Annotated in this window: 19 protein-coding genes and 1 tRNA gene; 2 read left to right on the top strand and 18 right to left on the bottom strand. The window is 58.2% G+C overall.

What is annotated here, in order from left to right:
• Window positions 1-16 precede the first annotated feature (16 nt).
• The 17 genes from DWX75_RS00200 to rsmD all read right to left on the bottom strand — a co-directional run bounded on the left by DWX75_RS00200 (window position 17) and on the right by rsmD (window position 14,746).
• Window positions 17-961, bottom strand: coding sequence for a nitronate monooxygenase family protein (locus DWX75_RS00200; protein WP_118013743.1), 945 nt, complete (start codon window positions 959-961; stop codon window positions 17-19).
• Between the two features lie 84 nt (window positions 962-1,045).
• Window positions 1,046-1,276 carry an acyl carrier protein gene (locus DWX75_RS00195; protein ID WP_118013741.1) on the bottom strand — a complete coding sequence of 77 codons (231 nt, stop codon included), beginning with the start codon at window positions 1,274-1,276 and terminating at the stop codon, window positions 1,046-1,048.
• A 54-nt stretch (window positions 1,277-1,330) separates the two neighbouring features.
• Entirely contained in the window at window positions 1,331-2,074 is a 744-nt protein-coding gene (fabG, locus tag DWX75_RS00190) for a 3-oxoacyl-[acyl-carrier-protein] reductase (protein WP_118013739.1), read from the bottom strand.
• 1 nt (window position 2,075) lies between these two features.
• On the bottom strand, window positions 2,076-3,020 hold the full coding sequence (fabD, locus tag DWX75_RS00185) for an ACP S-malonyltransferase (protein ID WP_118013737.1): 945 nt from the start codon (window positions 3,018-3,020) through the stop codon (window positions 2,076-2,078).
• A gap of 65 nt (window positions 3,021-3,085) precedes the next feature.
• Window positions 3,086-4,033, bottom strand: coding sequence for an enoyl-[acyl-carrier-protein] reductase FabK (gene fabK, locus DWX75_RS00180; protein ID WP_118013735.1), 948 nt, complete (start codon window positions 4,031-4,033; stop codon window positions 3,086-3,088).
• 4 nt (window positions 4,034-4,037) lie between these two features.
• The gene (locus DWX75_RS00175; protein WP_118013733.1) at window positions 4,038-5,042 is read right to left on the bottom strand and encodes a beta-ketoacyl-ACP synthase III; all 1,005 of its coding nucleotides are present in this window, start codon (window positions 5,040-5,042) and stop codon (window positions 4,038-4,040) included.
• The gene (gene plsX / locus DWX75_RS00170) at window positions 5,023-6,051 is read right to left on the bottom strand and encodes a phosphate acyltransferase PlsX (protein WP_118013731.1); all 1,029 of its coding nucleotides are present in this window, start codon (window positions 6,049-6,051) and stop codon (window positions 5,023-5,025) included. The genes DWX75_RS00175 and plsX overlap by 20 nt, the downstream gene beginning before the upstream one ends.
• A gap of 14 nt (window positions 6,052-6,065) precedes the next feature.
• Window positions 6,066-6,626: a transcription factor FapR gene (gene fapR / locus DWX75_RS00165; RefSeq protein ID WP_118013729.1), complete on the bottom strand. Its 561-nt coding sequence runs from the start codon at window positions 6,624-6,626 to the stop codon at window positions 6,066-6,068.
• 159 nt (window positions 6,627-6,785) lie between these two features.
• Window positions 6,786-6,965, bottom strand: coding sequence for a 50S ribosomal protein L32 (rpmF, locus tag DWX75_RS00160; protein ID WP_036374320.1), 180 nt, complete (start codon window positions 6,963-6,965; stop codon window positions 6,786-6,788).
• 35 nt (window positions 6,966-7,000) lie between these two features.
• Window positions 7,001-7,504 carry a DUF177 domain-containing protein gene (locus tag DWX75_RS00155; RefSeq protein WP_118014009.1) on the bottom strand — a complete coding sequence of 168 codons (504 nt, stop codon included), beginning with the start codon at window positions 7,502-7,504 and terminating at the stop codon, window positions 7,001-7,003.
• 72 nt (window positions 7,505-7,576) lie between these two features.
• The gene (locus DWX75_RS00150) at window positions 7,577-8,389 is read right to left on the bottom strand and encodes a PRD domain-containing protein (protein ID WP_118013727.1); all 813 of its coding nucleotides are present in this window, start codon (window positions 8,387-8,389) and stop codon (window positions 7,577-7,579) included.
• A gap of 148 nt (window positions 8,390-8,537) precedes the next feature.
• Entirely contained in the window at window positions 8,538-10,706 is a 2,169-nt protein-coding gene (locus DWX75_RS00145) for a PTS transporter subunit IIABC (protein WP_118013725.1), read from the bottom strand.
• A 237-nt stretch (window positions 10,707-10,943) separates the two neighbouring features.
• Complete coding sequence (gene larC, locus DWX75_RS00140) at window positions 10,944-12,182, bottom strand: nickel pincer cofactor biosynthesis protein LarC (RefSeq protein ID WP_118014007.1); 1,239 nt, start codon at window positions 12,180-12,182, stop codon at window positions 10,944-10,946.
• Window positions 12,183-12,247: 65 nt separating this feature from the next.
• On the bottom strand, window positions 12,248-13,003 hold the full coding sequence (larB, locus tag DWX75_RS00135) for a nickel pincer cofactor biosynthesis protein LarB (RefSeq protein ID WP_118013723.1): 756 nt from the start codon (window positions 13,001-13,003) through the stop codon (window positions 12,248-12,250).
• Between the two features lie 101 nt (window positions 13,004-13,104).
• Window positions 13,105-13,686 (bottom strand): ATPase, encoded by a 582-nt coding sequence (locus DWX75_RS00130; RefSeq protein WP_118013721.1) that lies wholly within the window; start codon window positions 13,684-13,686, stop codon window positions 13,105-13,107.
• A 5-nt stretch (window positions 13,687-13,691) separates the two neighbouring features.
• Window positions 13,692-14,177 (bottom strand): pantetheine-phosphate adenylyltransferase, encoded by a 486-nt coding sequence (coaD, locus tag DWX75_RS00125; RefSeq protein WP_118013719.1) that lies wholly within the window; start codon window positions 14,175-14,177, stop codon window positions 13,692-13,694.
• Window positions 14,174-14,746: a 16S rRNA (guanine(966)-N(2))-methyltransferase RsmD gene (gene rsmD, locus DWX75_RS00120; protein ID WP_118013717.1), complete on the bottom strand. Its 573-nt coding sequence runs from the start codon at window positions 14,744-14,746 to the stop codon at window positions 14,174-14,176. Before rsmD ends, coaD begins: the two co-directional genes overlap by 4 nt.
• 141 nt (window positions 14,747-14,887) lie before the next feature.
• On the opposite strand from rsmD, the gene DWX75_RS00115 reads away from it, so the two are divergent.
• Window positions 14,888-16,594: a DUF4127 family protein gene (locus tag DWX75_RS00115; RefSeq protein WP_118013715.1), complete on the top strand. Its 1,707-nt coding sequence runs from the start codon at window positions 14,888-14,890 to the stop codon at window positions 16,592-16,594.
• A gap of 107 nt (window positions 16,595-16,701) precedes the next feature.
• Here DWX75_RS00115 and DWX75_RS00110 read toward each other — a convergent pair whose 3' ends face one another.
• Window positions 16,702-18,888 carry a heavy metal translocating P-type ATPase gene (locus tag DWX75_RS00110; RefSeq protein WP_118013713.1) on the bottom strand — a complete coding sequence of 729 codons (2,187 nt, stop codon included), beginning with the start codon at window positions 18,886-18,888 and terminating at the stop codon, window positions 16,702-16,704.
• Between the two features lie 177 nt (window positions 18,889-19,065).
• Here DWX75_RS00110 and DWX75_RS00105 point away from each other — a divergent pair.
• Window positions 19,066-19,141, top strand: a tRNA-Gln gene (locus tag DWX75_RS00105).
• Window positions 19,142-19,154 lie beyond the last annotated feature (13 nt).

The raw sequence follows: 19,154 nt of genomic DNA, 5'->3' as shown, positions 1-19,154 counted from the left end.
CTTTCTTCAAGAGCGGTCACTTCGCAGCTGCTGCCTCAGACAAGAGCTGTTCAAAAATCTCATGAACGGACAGGATCTTGTCAATACGCGGCATGTATTCGCCGGTAAAGACAAGGCCCGTCTCGACATCACCCTGCTGTGCGCGGATGAGCGAGCGGATGATGCAGAAGTTGTGCCGGCAGGCCTTGAGGCATGCGTCACAAGTCTTCGGAGGTACGGGGCCTTCCATGACCCGGGCTGAGAACGGCGTGCGCACGGCACGGCCGGGCAGGCCCACAGGGCTGTGGATGACGACGATGTCCTCCGGTTTGGATTTCAGATAATATTCCTTGAGGGCCGGCGCCGCATTCGATTCGACCGAAGCAGCAAAGCGTGAGCCCATCTGGACGCCAGCAGCGCCCATCTTTATCATATCAACGATGTCCTGGCCATGGAGAACGCCGCCGGCCGCGATGACCGGAATCTTGACCGCAGCGCTGACCGAAGGAATGAGGTCGCGCACGGACGTATTCGTCCCCAGGTGTCCGCCGGCTTCCTTGCCCTCAAGCACGATAGCCGCGGCGCCAAGACGCTCTGAGATTTTAGCTAATTTAACGGAAGAAACAATCGGAACGATTGGCGTTCCCGATTCCTTGCCGAGTCCGAACATATCACGAGAGAAACCTGCACCTGCTACGACAAGATCGATGCCTTCATCGATTGCCGTTTTGACAACGCCGGCAAAATCGCTGGCTGCTACCATGATATTGATGCCGATGATACCAGATGTGAGCGAACGTGCGAGCCGGATTTCATAACGCAGTTCGTCGTGGCTCATACCAGATGCGGCAATGAGGCCGATACCGCCCTCGTTCGCTACAGCTGCCGCCAGACGGGCCGTTGACAAGCGGATCGCCATACCACCCTGCTGGATCGGTACACGTGCAATCTTGTTGCCAATCTTCAGCTCTGGAAGTTTCAATGTTACTCCTCCAATCGATCTCACCTCTTAAGAAAATCCCGCGAAGCAACTTCACGGGATTCTCAAAAGGTAAGACGCTCAATCTTATTTGTGCTGGTCAATGTAGGTAACTACATCCTGAACCGTCTTGATCTTCTCAGCAGCCTCGTCCGGGATCTCAATGTTGAATTCCTCTTCAAAAGCCATGATCAGCTCAACGATGTCCAGCGAATCAGCGCCCAGATCATCGATAAAAGTAGAATCGATTGCGACCTCGTCCGGCTCAACGCCAAGCTGCTCAACAACGATATCTCTTACTTTTTCAAAAGTCGACATGAAGTTTCACCTCCTTAAATTAATATCCATATATAGTTATATCATATAGTTATATCACATAACCATGCCGCCGTCTACATGAACGACCTGGCCGGTGATATAGGATGCACAATCCGATACGAGGAAGAGCACGGCATTTGCCACCTCTTCCGGACGGCCCATGCGCTTCAGCGGGATTTCCTGTACCATGGCGTCCTTGACCTTATCGGGAAGCACTGACGTCATGTCAGTATCGATGAAGCCCGGCGCAACCATGTTGACCGTGATGCCGCGCGCGGCCAGCTCCTTGGCTGCCGACTTCGAGAAGCCGAGCACGCCGGCTTTTGCCGCAGCGTAGTTCGTCTGGCCGGCATTGCCGATGAGCCCGACAACCGAGCTCATGTTGACGATGCGTCCCGTGCGTTTCTTCATCATGAGCTTGGCCACTGCCTTCGTGCAGTAGAACACACCTTTGAGATTCGTGTCGATGACGGCATCGAAATCCTCATCCTTCATGCGCATCAGTAGACCGTCGCGCGTGATGCCGGCATTGTTGACGAGGATATCAATCGTGCCGAACGCCTCGACGACGCTCGCGACCATCGCTTCAACAGCCTGCGCATCGGCTACATTGGCCTTGACGAGCAGGGCTTCGCCGCCGGCGCTCTCAATCTCATGTTTGACTTCTTCCGCTGCCTGCTGATTGCCCGCATAATTGATGGCAACCTTGGCACCTTCCGAGGCCAGGCGGAGGGCGATGGCACGGCCGATACCGCGCGAAGCTCCCGTTACGAGAGCAACCTTTCCGTCTAAAAGCATATTAGCGAACCTCCTTGAAATAGTCAAGCGTTTTTTGTAAAGTTTCAAGATTTTCAACGTTCACGCTCTTGAGCGCACGGTCGATGCGGCGGTTGAAACCGCAGAGCGTCTTGCCCGGGCCGGCTTCGACAAACGTATCGGCGCCAAACTCCTTCATCGTGTTGACGCAGGCAATCCACTTGACCGGATGATCGGCCTGTGCGACGAGGTTGGCCTTGATTTCATCGGCCTTCGTCTCCAGCTTGCCCGTGAAGTTCGAGACAACCGGGAATGCTGCGTCGTGAATCTCGACCTTCTCGAGCTCAGCAGCCAGTTTCTCCGCAGCCGGCTTCATGAGCGTGGAATGGAACGGTGCCGAAACCGGCAGGATGACGGCTTTCTTGGCACCGGCGGCCTTGAGCGTCTCAACGGCTGCTTCAACGCCTTTCGTCGTGCCGGCGATGACCGTCTGGCCCGGGCAGTTGAAGTTAACCGGCTGCACTTCGCCGGCAGAAGCCGTTGCCTTCTCGCAGGCATCCGCGATGACTTCGTCGCCAAGGCCGATGATGGCTGCCATGCCGCCCTCGCCGACCGGGACGGCTTCCTGCATGTACTGGCCGCGCTTGTGGACGAGCAAGACAGCATCCTGGAAGGAAAGTACACCAGCTGCCACGAGTGCAGAGTACTCACCGAGGCTGTGGCCGCCGGCGATGTCCGGCTGGATGCCATGCTCCTTGAGGATCTCGTTGACGATAACGCTTACTGTCAGGATTGCCGGCTGCGTATTGGCCGTCAGCTTGAGGTCTTCGGCCGGGCCTTCAAAGCACATATCCTTGATGGAATACCCAAGGGCCTCATCGGCCTCCTGGAACAGTTTCTTGGCTACGTCATACTCGGCGAAGAAATCCTTGCCCATCCCTACCGTCTGGGCTCCCTGACCCGGGAATACAAATGCGAGCTTATTCACGTTGCACTACCTCCTGTTTCGTTTCCTGCCAGGACCATCCGGTCCCGGATACTGGAATCTATATCTTATTTGCAGTCGTCCTGGATCGTCTGGATGACGCCCGGAAGACCTGCCACGATATCCTCGATGATCGTCCTGACTGGCTTGATATCCTTGAGCATGCCGGAAATCTCACCAATCATGACGGAACCGTTCTCCACATCGCCTTCGTGCGTCGCACGATGCAGGGAGCCCACACCGAGCTTCTCGAGCTCTTCGGCCGGAGCACCAGCTGCCTCGAGTTCCTCATATTTGCGCGTGAGCTTGTTGTGGAGCACGCGGGCCGGATGACCGAGCGTGCGGCCCGTGACCACCGTAGAGCGGTCTTTGGCCTTGAGGACCATTTTCTTGTAATTCGGGTGAGCGATGCACTCCTCACTCATGACAAAGCGGGAGCCCATCTGCACGGCCTGTGCGCCGAGCGCAAAGGCTGCGGCCATGCCGCGGGAATCGGCAATGCCGCCCGCACCGATGACCGGCACGTCAACGGCATCAACGACCTGCGGCACGAGTGCCATCGTCGTGATCTCGCCGATATGGCCGCCCGACTCCGTGCCTTCCGCGATGACGGCATCGGCACCGCTGCGCACGAGGCGTTTCGCCAGTGCGACCGAGGCGACGACCGGGATGACCTTCGTGCCGATTTCCTTGAGTTCCGGCACGTATTCACCCGGATTGCCGGCACCTGTCGTCACGACAGGCACGCGTTCCTCGAGCACGACCTGCATGACTTCCTTGACGTACGGGCTCATGAGCATGACGTTTACGCCAAAGGGTTTATCCGTCCAGCCCTTGCACTTCTTGATCTCTGCGCGCAGAACCTCAGGCGGCATGTGGCCGGCACCGATGATGCCGAGGCCGCCGGCATTTGAGACGGCCGAAGCGAGCTCGGCCGTGCCAATCCAGGCCATGCCTCCCTGGAAAATCGGATACTTTATATTGAGTAATTTACAGATTGCATTGTTTTCAAACATCAGATTAGTCCTCCTTAGCCCATTTCACGATGCAGGATGCCCACGTAAGGCCGGCGCCGAAGCCAGCCAGGGCAATGAGATCGCCTTTCTTGAAGCGGTGTGCATGTGCCGCTTCCGCCAGGGCAACCGGTATGGACGCCGCTGACATATTACCGTATTTCTCGATATTGATGATGACTTTTTCCATCGGCAATTCAAGCCGTTTAGCGGCCGAATCGATGATGCGGATATTCGCCTGATGCGGGACGAGCCAATCGAGCTCTTCTTTCGTATGATTGCTTTTCTTCAAGGCTTCTTCCACGGTATGCCCCATAATCTTGACCGCGAAGCGGAAGACGGCCTTGCCATCCATATGGATGTACTGCTGATGAGCCTCAAGGGCCTCTTTCGTCACGGGATGCAGGCTGCCGCTTGCCGGGATATCCAACACGTCGCCGCCCGAACCGTCGCTGCCGAGGTCGAACCCCAGAAGGCCATATCCGTCCTCAACCGGGCCGAAGACAGCAGCGCCTGCTCCATCACCGAAGAGGATGCAGGTATTGCGGTCTGTCCAGTCGACAACCTTCGAGAGCGTTTCGGCGCCAATGACGAGCACGTGGCGGTAGACGCCGCCCGCGATAAACTGGCTGGCCACGGCCGCCCCATAGGCAAAGCCGGAACAGGCAGCGGACAGATCAAAGGCAGCAGCCTTCTTGGCACCGAGACGGTCCTGCAGGATGCAGGCCGTAGAGGGAATGATGCGATCCGAGGTCAGGGTCGCCACGATGATGAGGTCGAGGTCTTCGGCCGCGACACCGGCATCCTCAAGCGCCATGCGTGCGGCGCGCTCCGCCAGGTCCGATACCGGCTGGCCCTCGGCTGCCACGTGGCGCTCACGGATGCCGGTGCGTTCGACAATCCATGCATCGCTCGTATCTACCATTTTCTCAAGATCGGAATTCGTTACAGTCTTTTCCGGTATGCACCAGCCGGTGCCCAGAATGCCTGCACTAGTTCTTTTCTGCGTCATTCGTCAGTATCTCCTCCTTTGCCAGCGTATCACGGATGTGAGCGAGGACATCCCCCCGGACATAATCGTTCGCCACACCGATGGCGCTGCATATGGACTTGGCGTTGGAAGACCCGTGGCTGATGATGCAGCAGCCGTTGACGCCCAGGAGCGGCGCACCGCCGTACTCCGTGACATCAAGGCGTTTGCCCAGCTTCTTCATCGCCGGCATCAGCAGCAGAGCGCCGAGTTTTGCGAGGATACCGCCTTCGCGCACTGCTTCCTTAAGCAGTTTCAGAATGGTCTTTGCAAGTCCCTCTGCAAATTTTAGCACAACATTGCCTACAAATCCATCACAAATTACGACATCGAAGTTGCCCTTCGGCACATCGCGGCCTTCGGCGTTGCCGCAGAAATTGATGGTGTGCATCTGCTTGAGCAGGGCATACGTCGCCTTTGCCTGCTCGTTGCCCTTTGTTTCCTCCTCACCGATGTTGAGGAGCCCGACACGCGGATTCTTGACGCCGAAGACGTATTCCGCATAAAGGGACCCCATGATGCCGCTCTGGACGAGGTGCTCCGGCTTGCTGTCGACGTTCGCGCCGGAATCAAGCAGGAGCGTCACGCCCTTCGGCGTCGGCATCGGCGTCGCGATGGTCGGACGCCCGATACCCTTGATGCGCCGCAGGATAAGCTGTGCCGCCGTGACGGCTGCGCCCGTGCTGCCGGCAGAGAGCACGGCATCGCATTCGCCGTCCTTGACGAGACGTGTCGCCACGACGATGGAAGAATCCTTCTTCGTGCGCACGGCATCGGCCGGATGCTCACCCATCTCGATGACCTGCGTCGTATGATGGATCGTGATGCCGAGCTTCTCCCAGCCGGGTTCTTTTGCCAGGATCTCGCGAATCTTCGGCTCATCCCCCACGAGCACGATCTCGCAGTGATATTTGCGCGCAGCACGCACCGCTCCGAATACAACTTCAAGCGGCGCGTAATCGCCTCCCATGGCATCAACTGCAATCTTCATTGCTAACTTCCCCCTCACTCCTCTCCCCACGAAACCATGATGAATTTCGCACGGAAGACCTCTTGTGTATCATTGCGCGTCTTGACCCAGACAAAGTATTTATTGCCGCGGACGCGGACGATTTCTGCTTTTGCAATCAGTTTCTCACCGACATGGACCGGCACCTTGTACTTGACATTGGCAATGCCCGTGACGGCCATCGGTGCATCGATGATGGCCAGAGCCAGAGAATTCGCCTGCGAGAACATGTAGTAGCCCTTGGCGATTTTCGTCTTGGCAAAGACCATGTCATCGGTCACGCGCAGGAGGGAAATGCCGGAGTGGCCCAGTTCAAGATCGATGAGTTCACCGACCACCTCGCCGCTCTTGATGGATTTCACCTTGTTCTGAGCACTCTCCGCCATCTTGCGGATGCGCCCGCGGAGTTCGGGGATGCCGAGCTCCAGGCGGTCCAGGCGGATGGTCTGGACGCTGACCGATAATTTATGTGCCAGCTCTTCATCCGTCAGAAACGGCTTTTCCTTGACCTGCTGCAAGAGCATCTCCTGGCGCACCTTCTTCTTGACTCGTGCCATTCATTCATCTCCCCTCTGAAATTAGTACCTGCTATTACAACCTTATATCATTTTATTATACGTTCTGGCTGACAAAAAAGCAAGCCTGTGTGTCCTGCTTTGGACCGTTCTCCAAAAAAGAATAAGCAGGACAGATGTCCTGCTTACGATCTTTCTTCCTTATTCAGCTGCCTTGACAACCTCTTTGCCATCATAATAGCCGCATTCCGGGCATACATGATGAGGCATCTTCGGCTCGTGGCACTGCGGGCATGCTACGTAGCCAGGAGCAGTGAGCTTCCAATTTGCGCGGCGCTGGTCGCGACGTGCCTTGGACGTTTTACGCTTTGGTACTGCCATGTTCGGATACACCTCCTTAACGGGATCTTCTCAGATTATTTTTTCGCTAATAGTTCCTGCAGGGCGGCCATGCGCGGATCCGGTACAAACCGGTCGCAGCCGCAGTCCCCTTCGTTGAGATCTGCACCGCAGACGGGGCAGAGTCCCTTGCAGTCGGGCCTGCAGAGCTTGCTGAGCGGCTGAGCCGCCAGGACGGTATCACGGACGAGTTCCGTGAGATCGATGAGATCCCCCTCAAAAAGATTGGTATCCTCATCGGCCATCTCATCACCCGTACGGCGAAACTCCTCGGAAAAATGATGTTCCTGCGCCTCGCGGCACGGTTTCAGGCAGCGGTCACAGACAAAGGACTTCTCGCAGCGAATCACGCCTTCCGCCCGCCAGCACGAGCCCGTGTGGATGACCTTCCCCTCGATGGTCAGAGGACCCTCGAAGGTGTAATCATCGGCCACAGCACCGATATCCGACGGCTGGACCGTGAACGCAAACGGGATTTCCTGTGTGAAATCCGCATTCGATTCAGCAATATTCACTTTCATCAGCATCAACCTCAATTCATTATAGCGATGTGCCCATTCCTTTGTCAAGTGTCAAGGGAAAGTACTTGTCTCTCATAGTACGCGCTGGATATGGATGGCCAACAGCGTGACTTCAGCAGATGCCACCGGCAGCTTCAGTTGTTTTTCCAAGAAGATACAGATCTTCCTGGCGAGCGCACAGGCATCCGGATACATATTCTGCACGTATTCATCCATCTGGATCGGCACATCCTCATGCGCGCGGATGCGCAGGATCATGTAGCAGACATGGCTGATGAGCCGCGTGTACTTGAGCTCCGTGCGCTTGAAGGAGATGCCGAGTTCCCGTTCCAGCATGGCAATGCATTCAGAGGCCAGCCGGATATTCGTCAGGCTGTCGCCGGCATTCTGCTCGCTGACGCCCGCATGGATGTGCAGCGAAAGGTACCCGGCCTCTTCCGGTGGGAGCTCGGCGCCGCTCTCCTCACGTATGGCCGCAAGGCCCTGTTCTGCCACACGGTATTCATCGGGGAACATCGCCATGATGTCATGCTGCAGCGGATTGGGCAGACGGATGCCGCGGCGCTTGCGCTCGAGCGCCATGGCGATATGATCGGCCATCGGCAGCAGGATATCATCGGCGATGTCCGGGAAGACGATCTTCGCTTCTTCGAGGATGCGCGCGGCGAGTTCCACAGCCTGCGGATTGATGCCGTTGACGGCCTGCAGGGCACTGCGCTTCCCATCGGGCACGAGGGTGTAGACCTTGGCCCCGGGAAATCTTTCGACGCGCTCCCCGTTCTTCCTGCCGAAGCCGATGCCCTTGCCGAGCAGGATGACCTCGCGGCCTTCGCTGGTCAGCGCCAGCAGGCCGTTGTTATTCAATGGCTTGACGACCCGAAACATAAAAAACCTCCTTATATGATGCTACTATTATAACCTATCTGGGAGGTCATGCGCCATACAAGGAAGTTTTTTATTCGTGAAAGAAACTATTTTTTACTGGAACAAATGGTTATGACCATTTCCCGTGCAAGTCCTGGAGGACAAGTAATCAGAACTTGGCAACTTCAGCCAGAGCCTTGACATCGCCCGTCGTTTCCATCGTGACGGACTGGCCTTCCTGCAGGCCCGTGTAGATGACGAGGCAGGCATCCGACTTCGCATGCTCCTTGATGTACGCATCATCAAAGTGCATGAGCTTGTCGCCCTTCTTGACTTTCTGGCCCGCTTCGACAAAGACCTCAAAGCCCTTGCCGCCGAGTGCGACCGTATCGACGCCGATGTGCAGCAGATACTCCGTGCCGTCCGCAGCCTTCATGCCGATGGCATGCTTCGTGTCGAAGACGAATACGACTTCGCCGTCTTCCGGTGCGTAGACCGTTTCCTCCGACGGGTAGACGAAGAAACCGTCACCCATCATCTTGCTGGCGAATGCTTCATCCGGTGCTTCCGTGATCGGATGGACGGAGCCTGCTACCGGCGCGTAAAGCGCATGGCTGGCCGCTTTTGGTGCAGCCGCTTCAGCAGGAGCTGCCGGAGCCGTTTCCTCTTTGGCCGGCTCTGCTGCCGGGGCATCGAGTTCCGGCTCGACTTCCGGAGCCGTCTCAAGATACGTCTCGAGGTTGGCCTTGATGACGGCGACCTGCGGGCCGTAGATGACCTGGACGCCCGTGCCCTTGACGATGACGCCGACTGCGCCCGTGGCCTTGAGGATCTTCTCGTTGACGAGCGAGGAATCCGCCACCGAGCAGCGCAGGCGCGTTGCACAGCAGTCGACCGACGTGATGTTCTTCTTGCTGCCGAGGCCGCGCGCGATCATCGAGCTCTTGGCATCCTCGACGCTCTGCTGCGAGCCGCCGTTTGCGCCAGCGCCCTTCTTGGCCTGGTAATCTGCTTTCGTGTAGAGCTTCGTCTCCTCGTCGTCGTCCTCGCGGCCCGGCGTCTTGAAGTCGAATTTCTTGATCATCCACGTAAAGATGAAGTAGTAAAGGAAGAAGTAGATGATGCCGACCGGGATGATGTACATCCAGTTCGTCTTGGCCTCACCCTGCAGGATACCGAAGATGAAGAGGTCGAGCAGGCCGCCCGAGAACGTCAGGCCGACGGCGATGTTGAGCATGTGTGCGATCATGTAGGCCGCACCGGCGAGGACAACCTGGACACCGAAGAGAGCCGGTGCCACGAAGAGGAAGGAGAACTCAATCGGCTCCGTGATACCCGTGAGCATCGAGGTCAGGGCTGCGGAAAGCAGCAGGCCCTTGGCCGCCGTCTTCTTCGACGGCTTCGCGCAGCGGTACATGGCGAGTGCCGCGCCCGGCAGGCCGAAGATCATGAAGATGAACTCACCGGAGAAGTAACGCGTTGCGTCTGCACTGAAGTGCGTGACATTCGGCGAAGCGAGCTGCGCGAAGAAGATGTTCTGGCCGCCCTGTACGAGCTGGCCGTCGATCATCATCGAGCCGCCGACGCCCGTCTGCCAGAACGGAAGGTAGAAGACGTGATGCAGACCGAACGGAATGAGGGCGCGCTTGATGATACCGAAGATCAGCGTGCCGATGTAGCCCGTGCCCGTGACGAGGCTGCCGAGCGCAAAGATGCCGTCCTGAGCAATCGGCCAGATGAAGTAAAGCGCAATGCCGACGAAGAGGTAAACAACGGTCGAGATGATCGGGATAAAGCGCGAACCGCCGAAGAAGGAAAGCGCATTGGGAAGCACGATCTTGTGGAACTTATTGTGGAGGTACGCAACGCCGATACCGACGATGATACCGCCGAAAACGCCCATCTGATACGACATGATGCCGCAGGAGCTCGCGATTGTGCCCTCGAGCACGCCCGGCGCGATCGAGCCGTCCGGCAGAATCTGGCCGTTGAGCTTGAGCATGGCGTTGCAGGCACTGTGCATGACAAAGAAAGCAATCATAGCGGCGAGGGCTGCAACCTCGCGTTCCGCCTTGGCCATGCCGATGGCAACGCCGACAGCGAAGATAATCGGCAGGTTGCCGAAGATGGTGCTGCCCGCACTGGCCATGATGGTCAGCAGGCCGCCGAGAATGGTGCCATCACCGAAAATCGCCTCAAGACCATACGTCTTGATGGTTGTCGGGTTCGTGAACGAAGCACCGATGCCGAGCAGGATACCTGCAATCGGCAGTACTGCAACCGGCAGCATGAAGCTGCGGCCGACGCGTTGCAATACGCTGAAGATTTCGTCTTTCATAAAGACCTTCCTTTCTCTTGCTGCGTCACGGGACACGCAAAAAAGGCATCAACAAAAAGCACGACAGACTCCTTCCGCTTTCTCTGCAGAAAACGGGAAATCCATTGCTTTTCGCTGATGCCTGCATGACCAGTAACACGCGATCTCGTTACAACATATTCCTGTTTTAACAAGACGTATTATACACGAACCCTCTCGTGATGTAAAGCACTTTTTTCGTTTTTCCTTTCTTCCCTATCATATGCAATCGTTTCCACAATCTCTTCGTGCGAGTTCCTCCACCCGTTTGAGCGGTACATGATGCTCGCGCGCCAGGCGGCAGCAGTCCTCGTATTCGGGCTTGCAGCTAATGACCTGCCCCCGCCAGCTCGAGAGTTTGCAGGTCACATCCCCATACGGCGTATGCGCCTTGACGAGCCTGCGCGCGGCCTCCAGGCGTTCCTCCGCGCGGAAGACGCGCAGGCCGATGCTCGTCGTCTCGCACAGGATGATGTCCGCGCAGACCTCCTTCGCCTGTGCCCGGCAAAGGACTGAGAGCTCATGCGCCGGACGCGTCTTCTTCATGACGATTGGCGTCGTCCAGACATCTAGCGCACCCGCTGAAAAGAGGCGTTCATAGAGATATCCAAAGATCTGCGGCTCCATATCGTCGATATTCGTCTGAAGCAGCAGGATATCCGAAGCGGGCCGCGCTGCTTCACGCTCTGCATAATCGCCGAGATAGAGGCGCAGGACATTGGGGATCTCGGTATCCCAGGTGCCGGCCCCGTAGGCAATGCAATCAGCCGTGAACGAATCCGGCAGGCTCGCGGCAAAGTCGGCCTGACTGCGCAGGACGGCTGCGCCCGTCGGCGTCGTGAGCTCCTTTTCCGCGCCGGCATGATACGAGGGCCAGGCGCGCAGGAGCTCCGCCACAGCCGGCGCCGGCACCGGCATGACGCCGTGCGCACAGTGCACGAAGCCGCTGCCCGTGTTGACGCGGGACGCAAAGACTTTCTCAACACCGAGATAATCGAGGCAGATGGCCGTGCCCACGATATCGACAATGGAGTCCACGGCACCGACTTCATGGAAGGCCACCTCCTCCGCCGGCTTGCCGTGAACCCTGCCCTCGGCCTCGGCCAGCACGCCGAAGATTGAGAGGCTTCGCGCCTTCACGGCGGATGACAGCGACGATGCGTCAATCATACGGCGGATATCCGCCATCGTACGGTGCACATGGTGATGAGCACCGTGTTCATGGTCGTCATGGTGGTCATGATGTTCATGCGCCTCTTCCACGGGCAGCACGCGCACATAGGAAGCGGCGATGCCCTGTTTCTTCACGGGCTCGGCCACGATCTCAAATTCCCTGCCCCAGGGCAGTTTCCGCAGCTCGGAAGCAAGGAACGCAAGCGGCACACCCGCCTGCAGGAAAGCACCGAGCAGCATGTTGCCGCTGATGCCGGAAAAACAGTCCAGGTAAATTGCTTTCATGATGGTATTCCTCTCATACATGCCGCCGCTCCGCCTTCGTCTGCTCGCAGCGGTCAAAGGATTCGTCAGCTCAGCCGGTTGATCTTGCTGGCCAGCACGCCGGCGCCAAAGCCGTTGTCGATGTTGACGACGGATACGCCCGCAGCGCAGCTGTTGAGCATGGCCAGAAGAGCCGTCAGCCCGTGGAAGGAAGCGCCGTAGCCCACGCTCGTCGGCACGGCGATGACCGGCTTGTCCGTGAGCCCGCCCACGACGCTCGCGAGCGCCCCTTCCATGCCGGCGACAACGATGATGACCCTCGCTTCCTCGATGTCATGCATGTGGGCAAACAGCCGGTGGATACCTGCCACGCCGCAGTCGTAATGCGTCACGACCGCATTGCCCCAGAGCTCCGCCGTCAGGCGAGCCTCCTCGGCCACGGGGATATCGCTGGTCCCGGCCGTCAGGATCAGGATCTTCTTATCGGGATTGACATCCTGCCGCGGGCGCCTGACGAAAATGATGCGAGCCGCTTCCTCATACTCTGCCGCAGGGATCTTCTCCCTGACAAATTCATACATCTCGCGGTCCGCCCGCGTGGCCATGACGCTCTTGTGGCTGCCCGCCAGCAGCGAAGCCATGATGGCTGCCACCTGCTCCTTTGTCTTGCCTGCCGCATAGATGACCTCGGGGAAACCCTGACGGCGCTCCCTGGCCTGATCGACCTCGGCAAATCCCATATCCTCGACGCCGGCCTGCTGCACACGGGCGACGGCCTGTGATTCTGACAGCTGCCCTGCCTTGTACTGCCGCAGGAGTGCGGCGATTTCCTGTTCCGTCAAAAAAGTCCCTCGCTTTCCTTTACAACGATGATGCAGGATAGACAAAAAAGGCCCATGACACAAGCTGCATCATAGACCCTGGTATCATCCCGGTGGCCGGCTTACTCCTGCGGCTCTGCCGGTGCCTGCCCCTCCGGCTGCTGCGGCGCTGCCGCCTGCTTGGGACGCTGCTGGCTCATCTGCGCCTTTGCCTGCTGCAGAACCGACAGCGCCTGCTGCAGGCCGCCCTCTGCCTGCTGTACGCCCTGGAACGTGCTGCTGACGTGTGCGATGAGCTGATCGAATACCTGATTGGCATAGGCATCCGCATCGTCCTGCAGCTGCGTGGCATTCGCCTGCGTGCGCGCAATGATCTCATTTTCCCGCTGCTGCGTCTGCTGCAGGATGACTTTGGCCTTTTCCTTGGCCTGCACGACAATCTCATTCTCATCCGTAATCTGGGTGGCGTACTCGCGTGCACGCTTGCGGATCCTCTCCGCCTCGCGCTGTGCATCGGCAATGATCTCATCGCGCTGCTTCATGATGACCTCTGCTTTTTCGAGTTCCTTCGGCAGATCGCGGCGCAGTTCCTCGACGTAATGCACCAGATCATTGTCGTTGATCATGATGCGTCCCGTAAAAGGCACATTCTTGGCACCAGCCACCATGCTTTCGATTTTTTCCAAGGTATCGCGTACTCCCATGCCGCTTACTTCCTTTCTTGTTCCAGATTCTCTATCGCCTGCGCTACACAGGCCGGCACCAAGCCATGCACATCACCATGAAACCGTATGAGCTCCCGGATGCCCGAAGAGCTCACGAAGGAGTACTCCGGACGGGTCAGCAGGAAAATCGTATCGATATCGGGTTCCAGGTGACGGATCATGTATGCTTCATTCTGTTCGTATTCCAGGTCCTTGACGGAGCGCACGCCCCGCACGATGATATGGGCATCGGCCTCCTTCATGTAATCCGTAATCAGTCCGGAAAACGAAGCGACGCGCACATTGGAAAGATGCCTCGTCGCCTCCCGCAGGAAGCGCACGCGCTCTTCCACGGGGAAGAACGCCTGTTTTTTCACATTGTGGAATACGCAGATGATGACTTCATCGAACATGGCACTGGCCCGCTCAAAAATATCGATGTGGCCATTCGTCACGGGGTCAAAGCTGCCCGAGCATACGGCACGCCTCATGCGTCATCCTCCTCTACGTAAGAACGCCATTGAAAAAAGCTCAGCTGCGTCGTATGACCGTAGCGGCGGTTCTCCACGCAGACAAGGCCCGACAGCGGCGGCAGTTCCGATTCATCAGCTCCATGCTCCACGACGAGGATGCCGTCGTGTGCAAGCAGCTCCGTGGTATCAAAGACCTGGAGGGCCCGCTGCCACAGGCCTTTATGATAAGGCGGGTCACAGAAGACGAGGTCGAAGCTTCGATGCGCCGCCGCGAGCCTTGCAAGGCTCGCGAAGACGTCGCCGCCATGGATTTCTGAGGCAGGCAGGAACTTCGTATGGATGGCGTTCTCCCGGATGAGCGGCGCCGTAGCCTGATCGACAAAGACGGCCTTTGACGCGCCGCGTGACAGGGCCTCGAGCCCGAGGTTGCCCGTGCCGGCAAAGATGTCGAGGACATGGCGGCCTGCGACCAGGGAGCCGAGTATGTTGAACAGGGACTCCTTGACCCGGTCAGCCGTCGGACGCGTGTCCTGCCCCTTCGGCGTCTTCAGGCGGCAGCCGCGCGCCGATCCCGTGATGATTCTCATCGTTTCTACTCCACCTCAATCATTCGTGCCCGGATATTTTATCATAAACAAATTCATTCTAACATATTTTCCCGCGTTCGTGAACCTGCCTATGATATAATAGCGGGGAGATTATAGAAAAATCAGGAGAATTTATCGGATATGCATGCATTATTCCAAAAACTTGACAAACGCCTGCTCGTCGTGCTGCTCGCCCTGCCGCTGCTTTCACTGGCCGTCTGGTTCCTGCGCCATCCGCAGGACCCGCAGGCCTCACTCGTCTACCCGCAGCAGACGATGCACCAGCGCGTCATCCTCATCCCGCTCGACGGACGCCCGCCCTGCCGCCAGTTCGTCATCGATGCGGGCCGCATCAGCGGCACGGAGGTCGTGACGCCGCCGCATGAGATCCAGGACTATTATTCGCAGCCCGGCGATACGCGTGCCATGATGGCCTGGCTCCAAGAGGTCACGGCGGAGCAGCCGGCTGACGCCATCATCCTGTCCGTTGACCAGCTGCTCTACGGCGGCCTGCTGGCAGCGCGCGAACACCAGGCCGATGAAGCCCAGATGGAAACGCTGCTCTCCTTCCTCAGAAACCTGCACGAAAAGCATCCGGGCGTCCCCATCTACGCCTTCAGCATCCTGCCGCGTCTGACCCCCCAGGATACGATTGACGGCTACGAGGAACGGCGTGACATCATGGCGTATTCCCGCCTGGCCGGCCGCAAGGCCGCAGGCCTCACGATCGATGAAGCAAAGCTCCAGGAACTGCACGACAGGATCCCGGCGGACAGCCTCGCGCGTTATCTGTCCCACTTCAAAGAGAATGCCGTCCTCAACGAAAAACTCATCGATCTCACGCGTGAAGGCGTCATCGCGCGCCTCGTCCTCGGACAGGATGACGGCGAAGAATACGGCATCCCGAACATCGAGAAATACGCCCTGCAGGACTATATCGGCAGCTATGGTCTTACGAAACGGCAGGTCTTCCTGACACACGGCGCCGATGAAATCGCCCTGACGCTGCTCGCTGCCTGGCAGAACGAGAAATCTGGCATCCAGCCCCGCATCTGCCTGCGCTACAACACGCCTGAGGCGCGGGATCGCGTCATGCCCTATATGGCTGTTTCGACCGGCGTCTGTGCCGAGGAGAAGGTCCGGCTCCTCGGCGGCCGTCTCGCCGCGACGCCGGAGGAGGCCGATTTCACCTTGCTGATCTCGACGAATGATGCCGACAAGAATACGATGAGCAGCCGCCAGGAAACCGTGCAGTTCCTTACGGACTCGCTCGAGGCCGGTCATCCCATCGGGCTCGTCGATCTCAGCAAGCACTTCACCGCCACGGAAACCGTGCTGCCGCAGCTCATCGCCGGCGATTTCCCGCTGAACTGCCTGCTCGCCTACGCCGGCTGGAACACGACGAGCAACGCTGTCGGCACGGCACTTGCCGAAGCCTGCCTGTACCAGTCTGCCCAGAAGGAAGCCTTCAGCACGGAGGAAGCCCTGGCACGGGCCGCCAGCCAGGTCACCTTCTTGCAGAACCGCATCCTCGAAGATTACTTCTACTTGAAGGAAGATATCGACCTCATAAACGGCAGCTTGAAGAAAGCCGGCTATTTCAATACCGCAGATCTCGACCTCGAGCACAATTACCGCTGGGCCAACCGCATGCTCCAGAGCCTGATGATGCGCCAGATCCAGGCCTACAAGCACACGCCGTCTCTCGAGGCCCCCTTCCCCGTGCAGACGCCAGAGGGGATTCGTCATCTCCGCATCAAAGACCTCAGGGCCGATATGAGCTTCCCCTGGCCGCGCACCTTCGAGATCTATCTCGAGAGCACGCCGCTGCTCGAGATGGTGCCGTAACCGTGGCAGTCAGACAGCTGGATGCGAAAAAAACGGTCAGCCTGCCGCACGATTGGCGGAGGCTGGCCGTTTTCCCGTATCATCACCGGAAGACGCGTTGAGAAGGCTCAAAGATAAACTTCGCAGTCGTCCTCTACTTTCTTGCAGTTGTCGCGCACGGCTGTCATCACCTGATCCCAGTTCTCGCCGTCCTCGAGTTCCACTTTCATCTCCTGCGCCATGAAATTCACGGTTGCCGAGCGCACGCCCTTCGTTTTGCGGGCAGCCTCTTCCATGAGACCGGCGCAGTTGGGACAATCCACCTCGATCTTATAGGCACGCGGGCCAGAGCTGATGACGGACTGCTGCGTTGACGGAACCGGCCGTGCCGTCTCTTCATCCTGCCGCTGCAGTCTGCCATAACCACGCAGGTCTTTCGGCACGAAGAGCGCACGCGTCGCATTGCAGACCGCCAGGATCATGACGCCGACATCGGCAAAGATAGCCGCCCACATGTTGGCCAGGCCCAGGGCGCCGAGCACGAGAACGACAGCCTTGACGCCGATGGAGAACACGATATTCTCATAGACGATGCACATCGTCTTGCGGGCCGTGCGCTGAGCCAGGGCGATCTTCAGCGGATCATCGTCCATGAGCACGACATCCGCCGCCTCGATGGCGGCATCGGAGCCCATCGCGCCCATCGCGATGCCGACATCGGCGCGTGAGAGCACGGGCGCATCATTGATGCCGTCACCGACGAATGCCAGCCTGCCATCCCCCTGTTCCTCCTGCAGGAAGGATTCAACCTTGCTGACCTTGTCCTGCGGCAGGAGCTCGCTGTAGGCCGCATCGAGCCCCAGGACCGAAGCCACATGGTCTGCTGCCGCACGGCCATCGCCCGTCAGCATGATGGCACGCTTCACGCCGTTCTTGTGCAGGGCCTCGACAGCGGCGCCGGCATGATCCTTGATGACATCGGCGATGACGATATGGCCGGCGTACGTGCCGTCGATGGCCACATGCACGATTGTGCCGGTCTGCTCACACGGACGCCATTTGGCGCCGACGGCTTCCATCATCTTCGCATTGCCGACGCAGACGACAGAGCCATTGACCCGGGCGCGGACGCCATGGCCGGAAATTTCCTCCACGTCCTCCACCGTACAGGCATCGGCTTCCTGTCGATACGCATTGCGCAGCGAGACGGCAATCGGATGCGTGGAGAAACGCTCCACATGCGCGGCCAGATGCAAAAGCTCCTGTGGATTGATGACTTCTGGATGGATGGCCGTGACCTCAAAGACGCCCTTCGTCAGCGTGCCGGTCTTATCGAAAACCACCGTATCGACTTTCGAGAGCGTCTCAAGGTAATTGGCACCCTTGACGAGTACGCCCTGGCGGCTGATGCCGCCGATGCCGGCGAAGAACGACAGCGGGATGCTGATGACGAGCGCGCACGGACAGCTGATGACAAGGAAGATCAGCGCGCGGTAAATCCACGTTTCCCAAGCCGGCGGCAGCCCGAGGAACGCCATGTTCACGAGCGGCGGCAGCAGGGCCAGAGCCACGGCGGCATAAACGACAATCGGTGTGTAGACGCGTGCAAACTTCGCGATGAAATGCTCCGCTTTCGATTTGCGCGAACCGGCATCCTCTACGAGAGCCAAGATCTTCGAGGCCGTGGATTCGGCAAAGACCTTAGTCGTCCGGATATGGAGCAGGCCGCTCTGATTGATGCTGCCGCTGACGACCGCATCACCAGGTTCGACGCGGCGCGGCAGGCTCTCACCGGTCAGAGCAACCGTATCGAGGGTGGAACTTCCTTCGGTGATCACGCCATCGAGCGGCACTTTCTCACCGGGCTTAACCACGACCGTACTGCCCACGGCCACCGTTTCCGGCGCCACGCGCGTCAGCTGTCCCGGCTGCTGCTCGATATTGGCATAGTCCGGACGGATATCCATGAGGTCGCTGATATTGCGGCGGCTGCGTCCCACAGCGTACGACTGGAACCATTCACCGATCTGATAGAACAGCATGACGGCAATCGCTTCCGTATAATCACCATCCTCGTAGATGGCCAGCGCCATGGCACCAAGTGTCGCAACAGCCATCAGCAGACTTTCGTCAAAGGGATGCCGCTTCCAGAGACCTTTGCCTGCCTTCCAGATGACATCATAGCCCACGATCAGGTACGGGACCAGATACGCGGCAAAGCGGGCCATGCCGCTGAGTGGCAGGAAAGCCAGCACAATCATTAAGAGAGCTGCCGCCACGATGCGGATCATATTCTTTTTCTGCTTCGGGTTCATCTTCCACACTCCTGTCTCATTAAACGCATGAACATCGGTTCATTTGTTAATTAGATTATAGCAAATCAGCAGAAAAATGCAAGCCTGATCTTTTGGCACTTCAACGCAACCAGCCTGAAAAATTTTTCTTGACAAATAGCTGCATCGTCCATATAATATATAAATGTCGAAAGACACAGGGGTATCGCCAAGTTGGTAAGGCACGGGTCTCTGAATCCCGCATGCGTTGGTTCGAGTCCAGCTACCCCTGCCATATGAAAATGAGC

Source organism: Mitsuokella sp. AF21-1AC, from assembly GCF_003458855.1.
GTDB lineage: Bacteria > Bacillota > Negativicutes > Selenomonadales > Selenomonadaceae > Mitsuokella.
This window is presented reverse-complemented; position numbering and strand designations above follow the sequence as displayed.

Coding starts and splice junctions, on each gene's coding strand:
- DWX75_RS00195 (WP_118013741.1), bottom strand. CDS start 1,276: ATGTCGACTTTTGAAAAAGTAAGAGATATCGTTGTTGAGCAGCTTGGC.
- fabG (WP_118013739.1), bottom strand. CDS start 2,074: ATGCTTTTAGACGGAAAGGTTGCTCTCGTAACGGGAGCTTCGCGCGGT.
- fabK (WP_118013735.1), bottom strand. CDS start 4,033: ATGTTTGAAAACAATGCAATCTGTAAATTACTCAATATAAAGTATCCG.
- DWX75_RS00175 (WP_118013733.1), bottom strand. CDS start 5,042: ATGACGCAGAAAAGAACTAGTGCAGGCATTCTGGGCACCGGCTGGTGC.
- plsX (WP_118013731.1), bottom strand. CDS start 6,051: ATGAAGATTGCAGTTGATGCCATGGGAGGCGATTACGCGCCGCTTGAA.
- fapR (WP_118013729.1), bottom strand. CDS start 6,626: ATGGCACGAGTCAAGAAGAAGGTGCGCCAGGAGATGCTCTTGCAGCAG.
- rpmF (WP_036374320.1), bottom strand. CDS start 6,965: ATGGCAGTACCAAAGCGTAAAACGTCCAAGGCACGTCGCGACCAGCGC.
- DWX75_RS00155 (WP_118014009.1), bottom strand. CDS start 7,504: ATGAAAGTGAATATTGCTGAATCGAATGCGGATTTCACACAGGAAATC.
- DWX75_RS00150 (WP_118013727.1), bottom strand. CDS start 8,389: ATGTTTCGGGTCGTCAAGCCATTGAATAACAACGGCCTGCTGGCGCTG.
- DWX75_RS00145 (WP_118013725.1), bottom strand. CDS start 10,706: ATGAAAGACGAAATCTTCAGCGTATTGCAACGCGTCGGCCGCAGCTTC.
- larC (WP_118014007.1), bottom strand. CDS start 12,182: ATGAAAGCAATTTACCTGGACTGTTTTTCCGGCATCAGCGGCAACATG.
- DWX75_RS00130 (WP_118013721.1), bottom strand. CDS start 13,686: ATGGGAGTACGCGATACCTTGGAAAAAATCGAAAGCATGGTGGCTGGT.
- coaD (WP_118013719.1), bottom strand. CDS start 14,177: ATGAGGCGTGCCGTATGCTCGGGCAGCTTTGACCCCGTGACGAATGGC.
- rsmD (WP_118013717.1), bottom strand. CDS start 14,746: ATGAGAATCATCACGGGATCGGCGCGCGGCTGCCGCCTGAAGACGCCG.
- DWX75_RS00115 (WP_118013715.1), top strand. CDS start 14,888: ATGCATGCATTATTCCAAAAACTTGACAAACGCCTGCTCGTCGTGCTG.
- DWX75_RS00110 (WP_118013713.1), bottom strand. CDS start 18,888: ATGAACCCGAAGCAGAAAAAGAATATGATCCGCATCGTGGCGGCAGCT.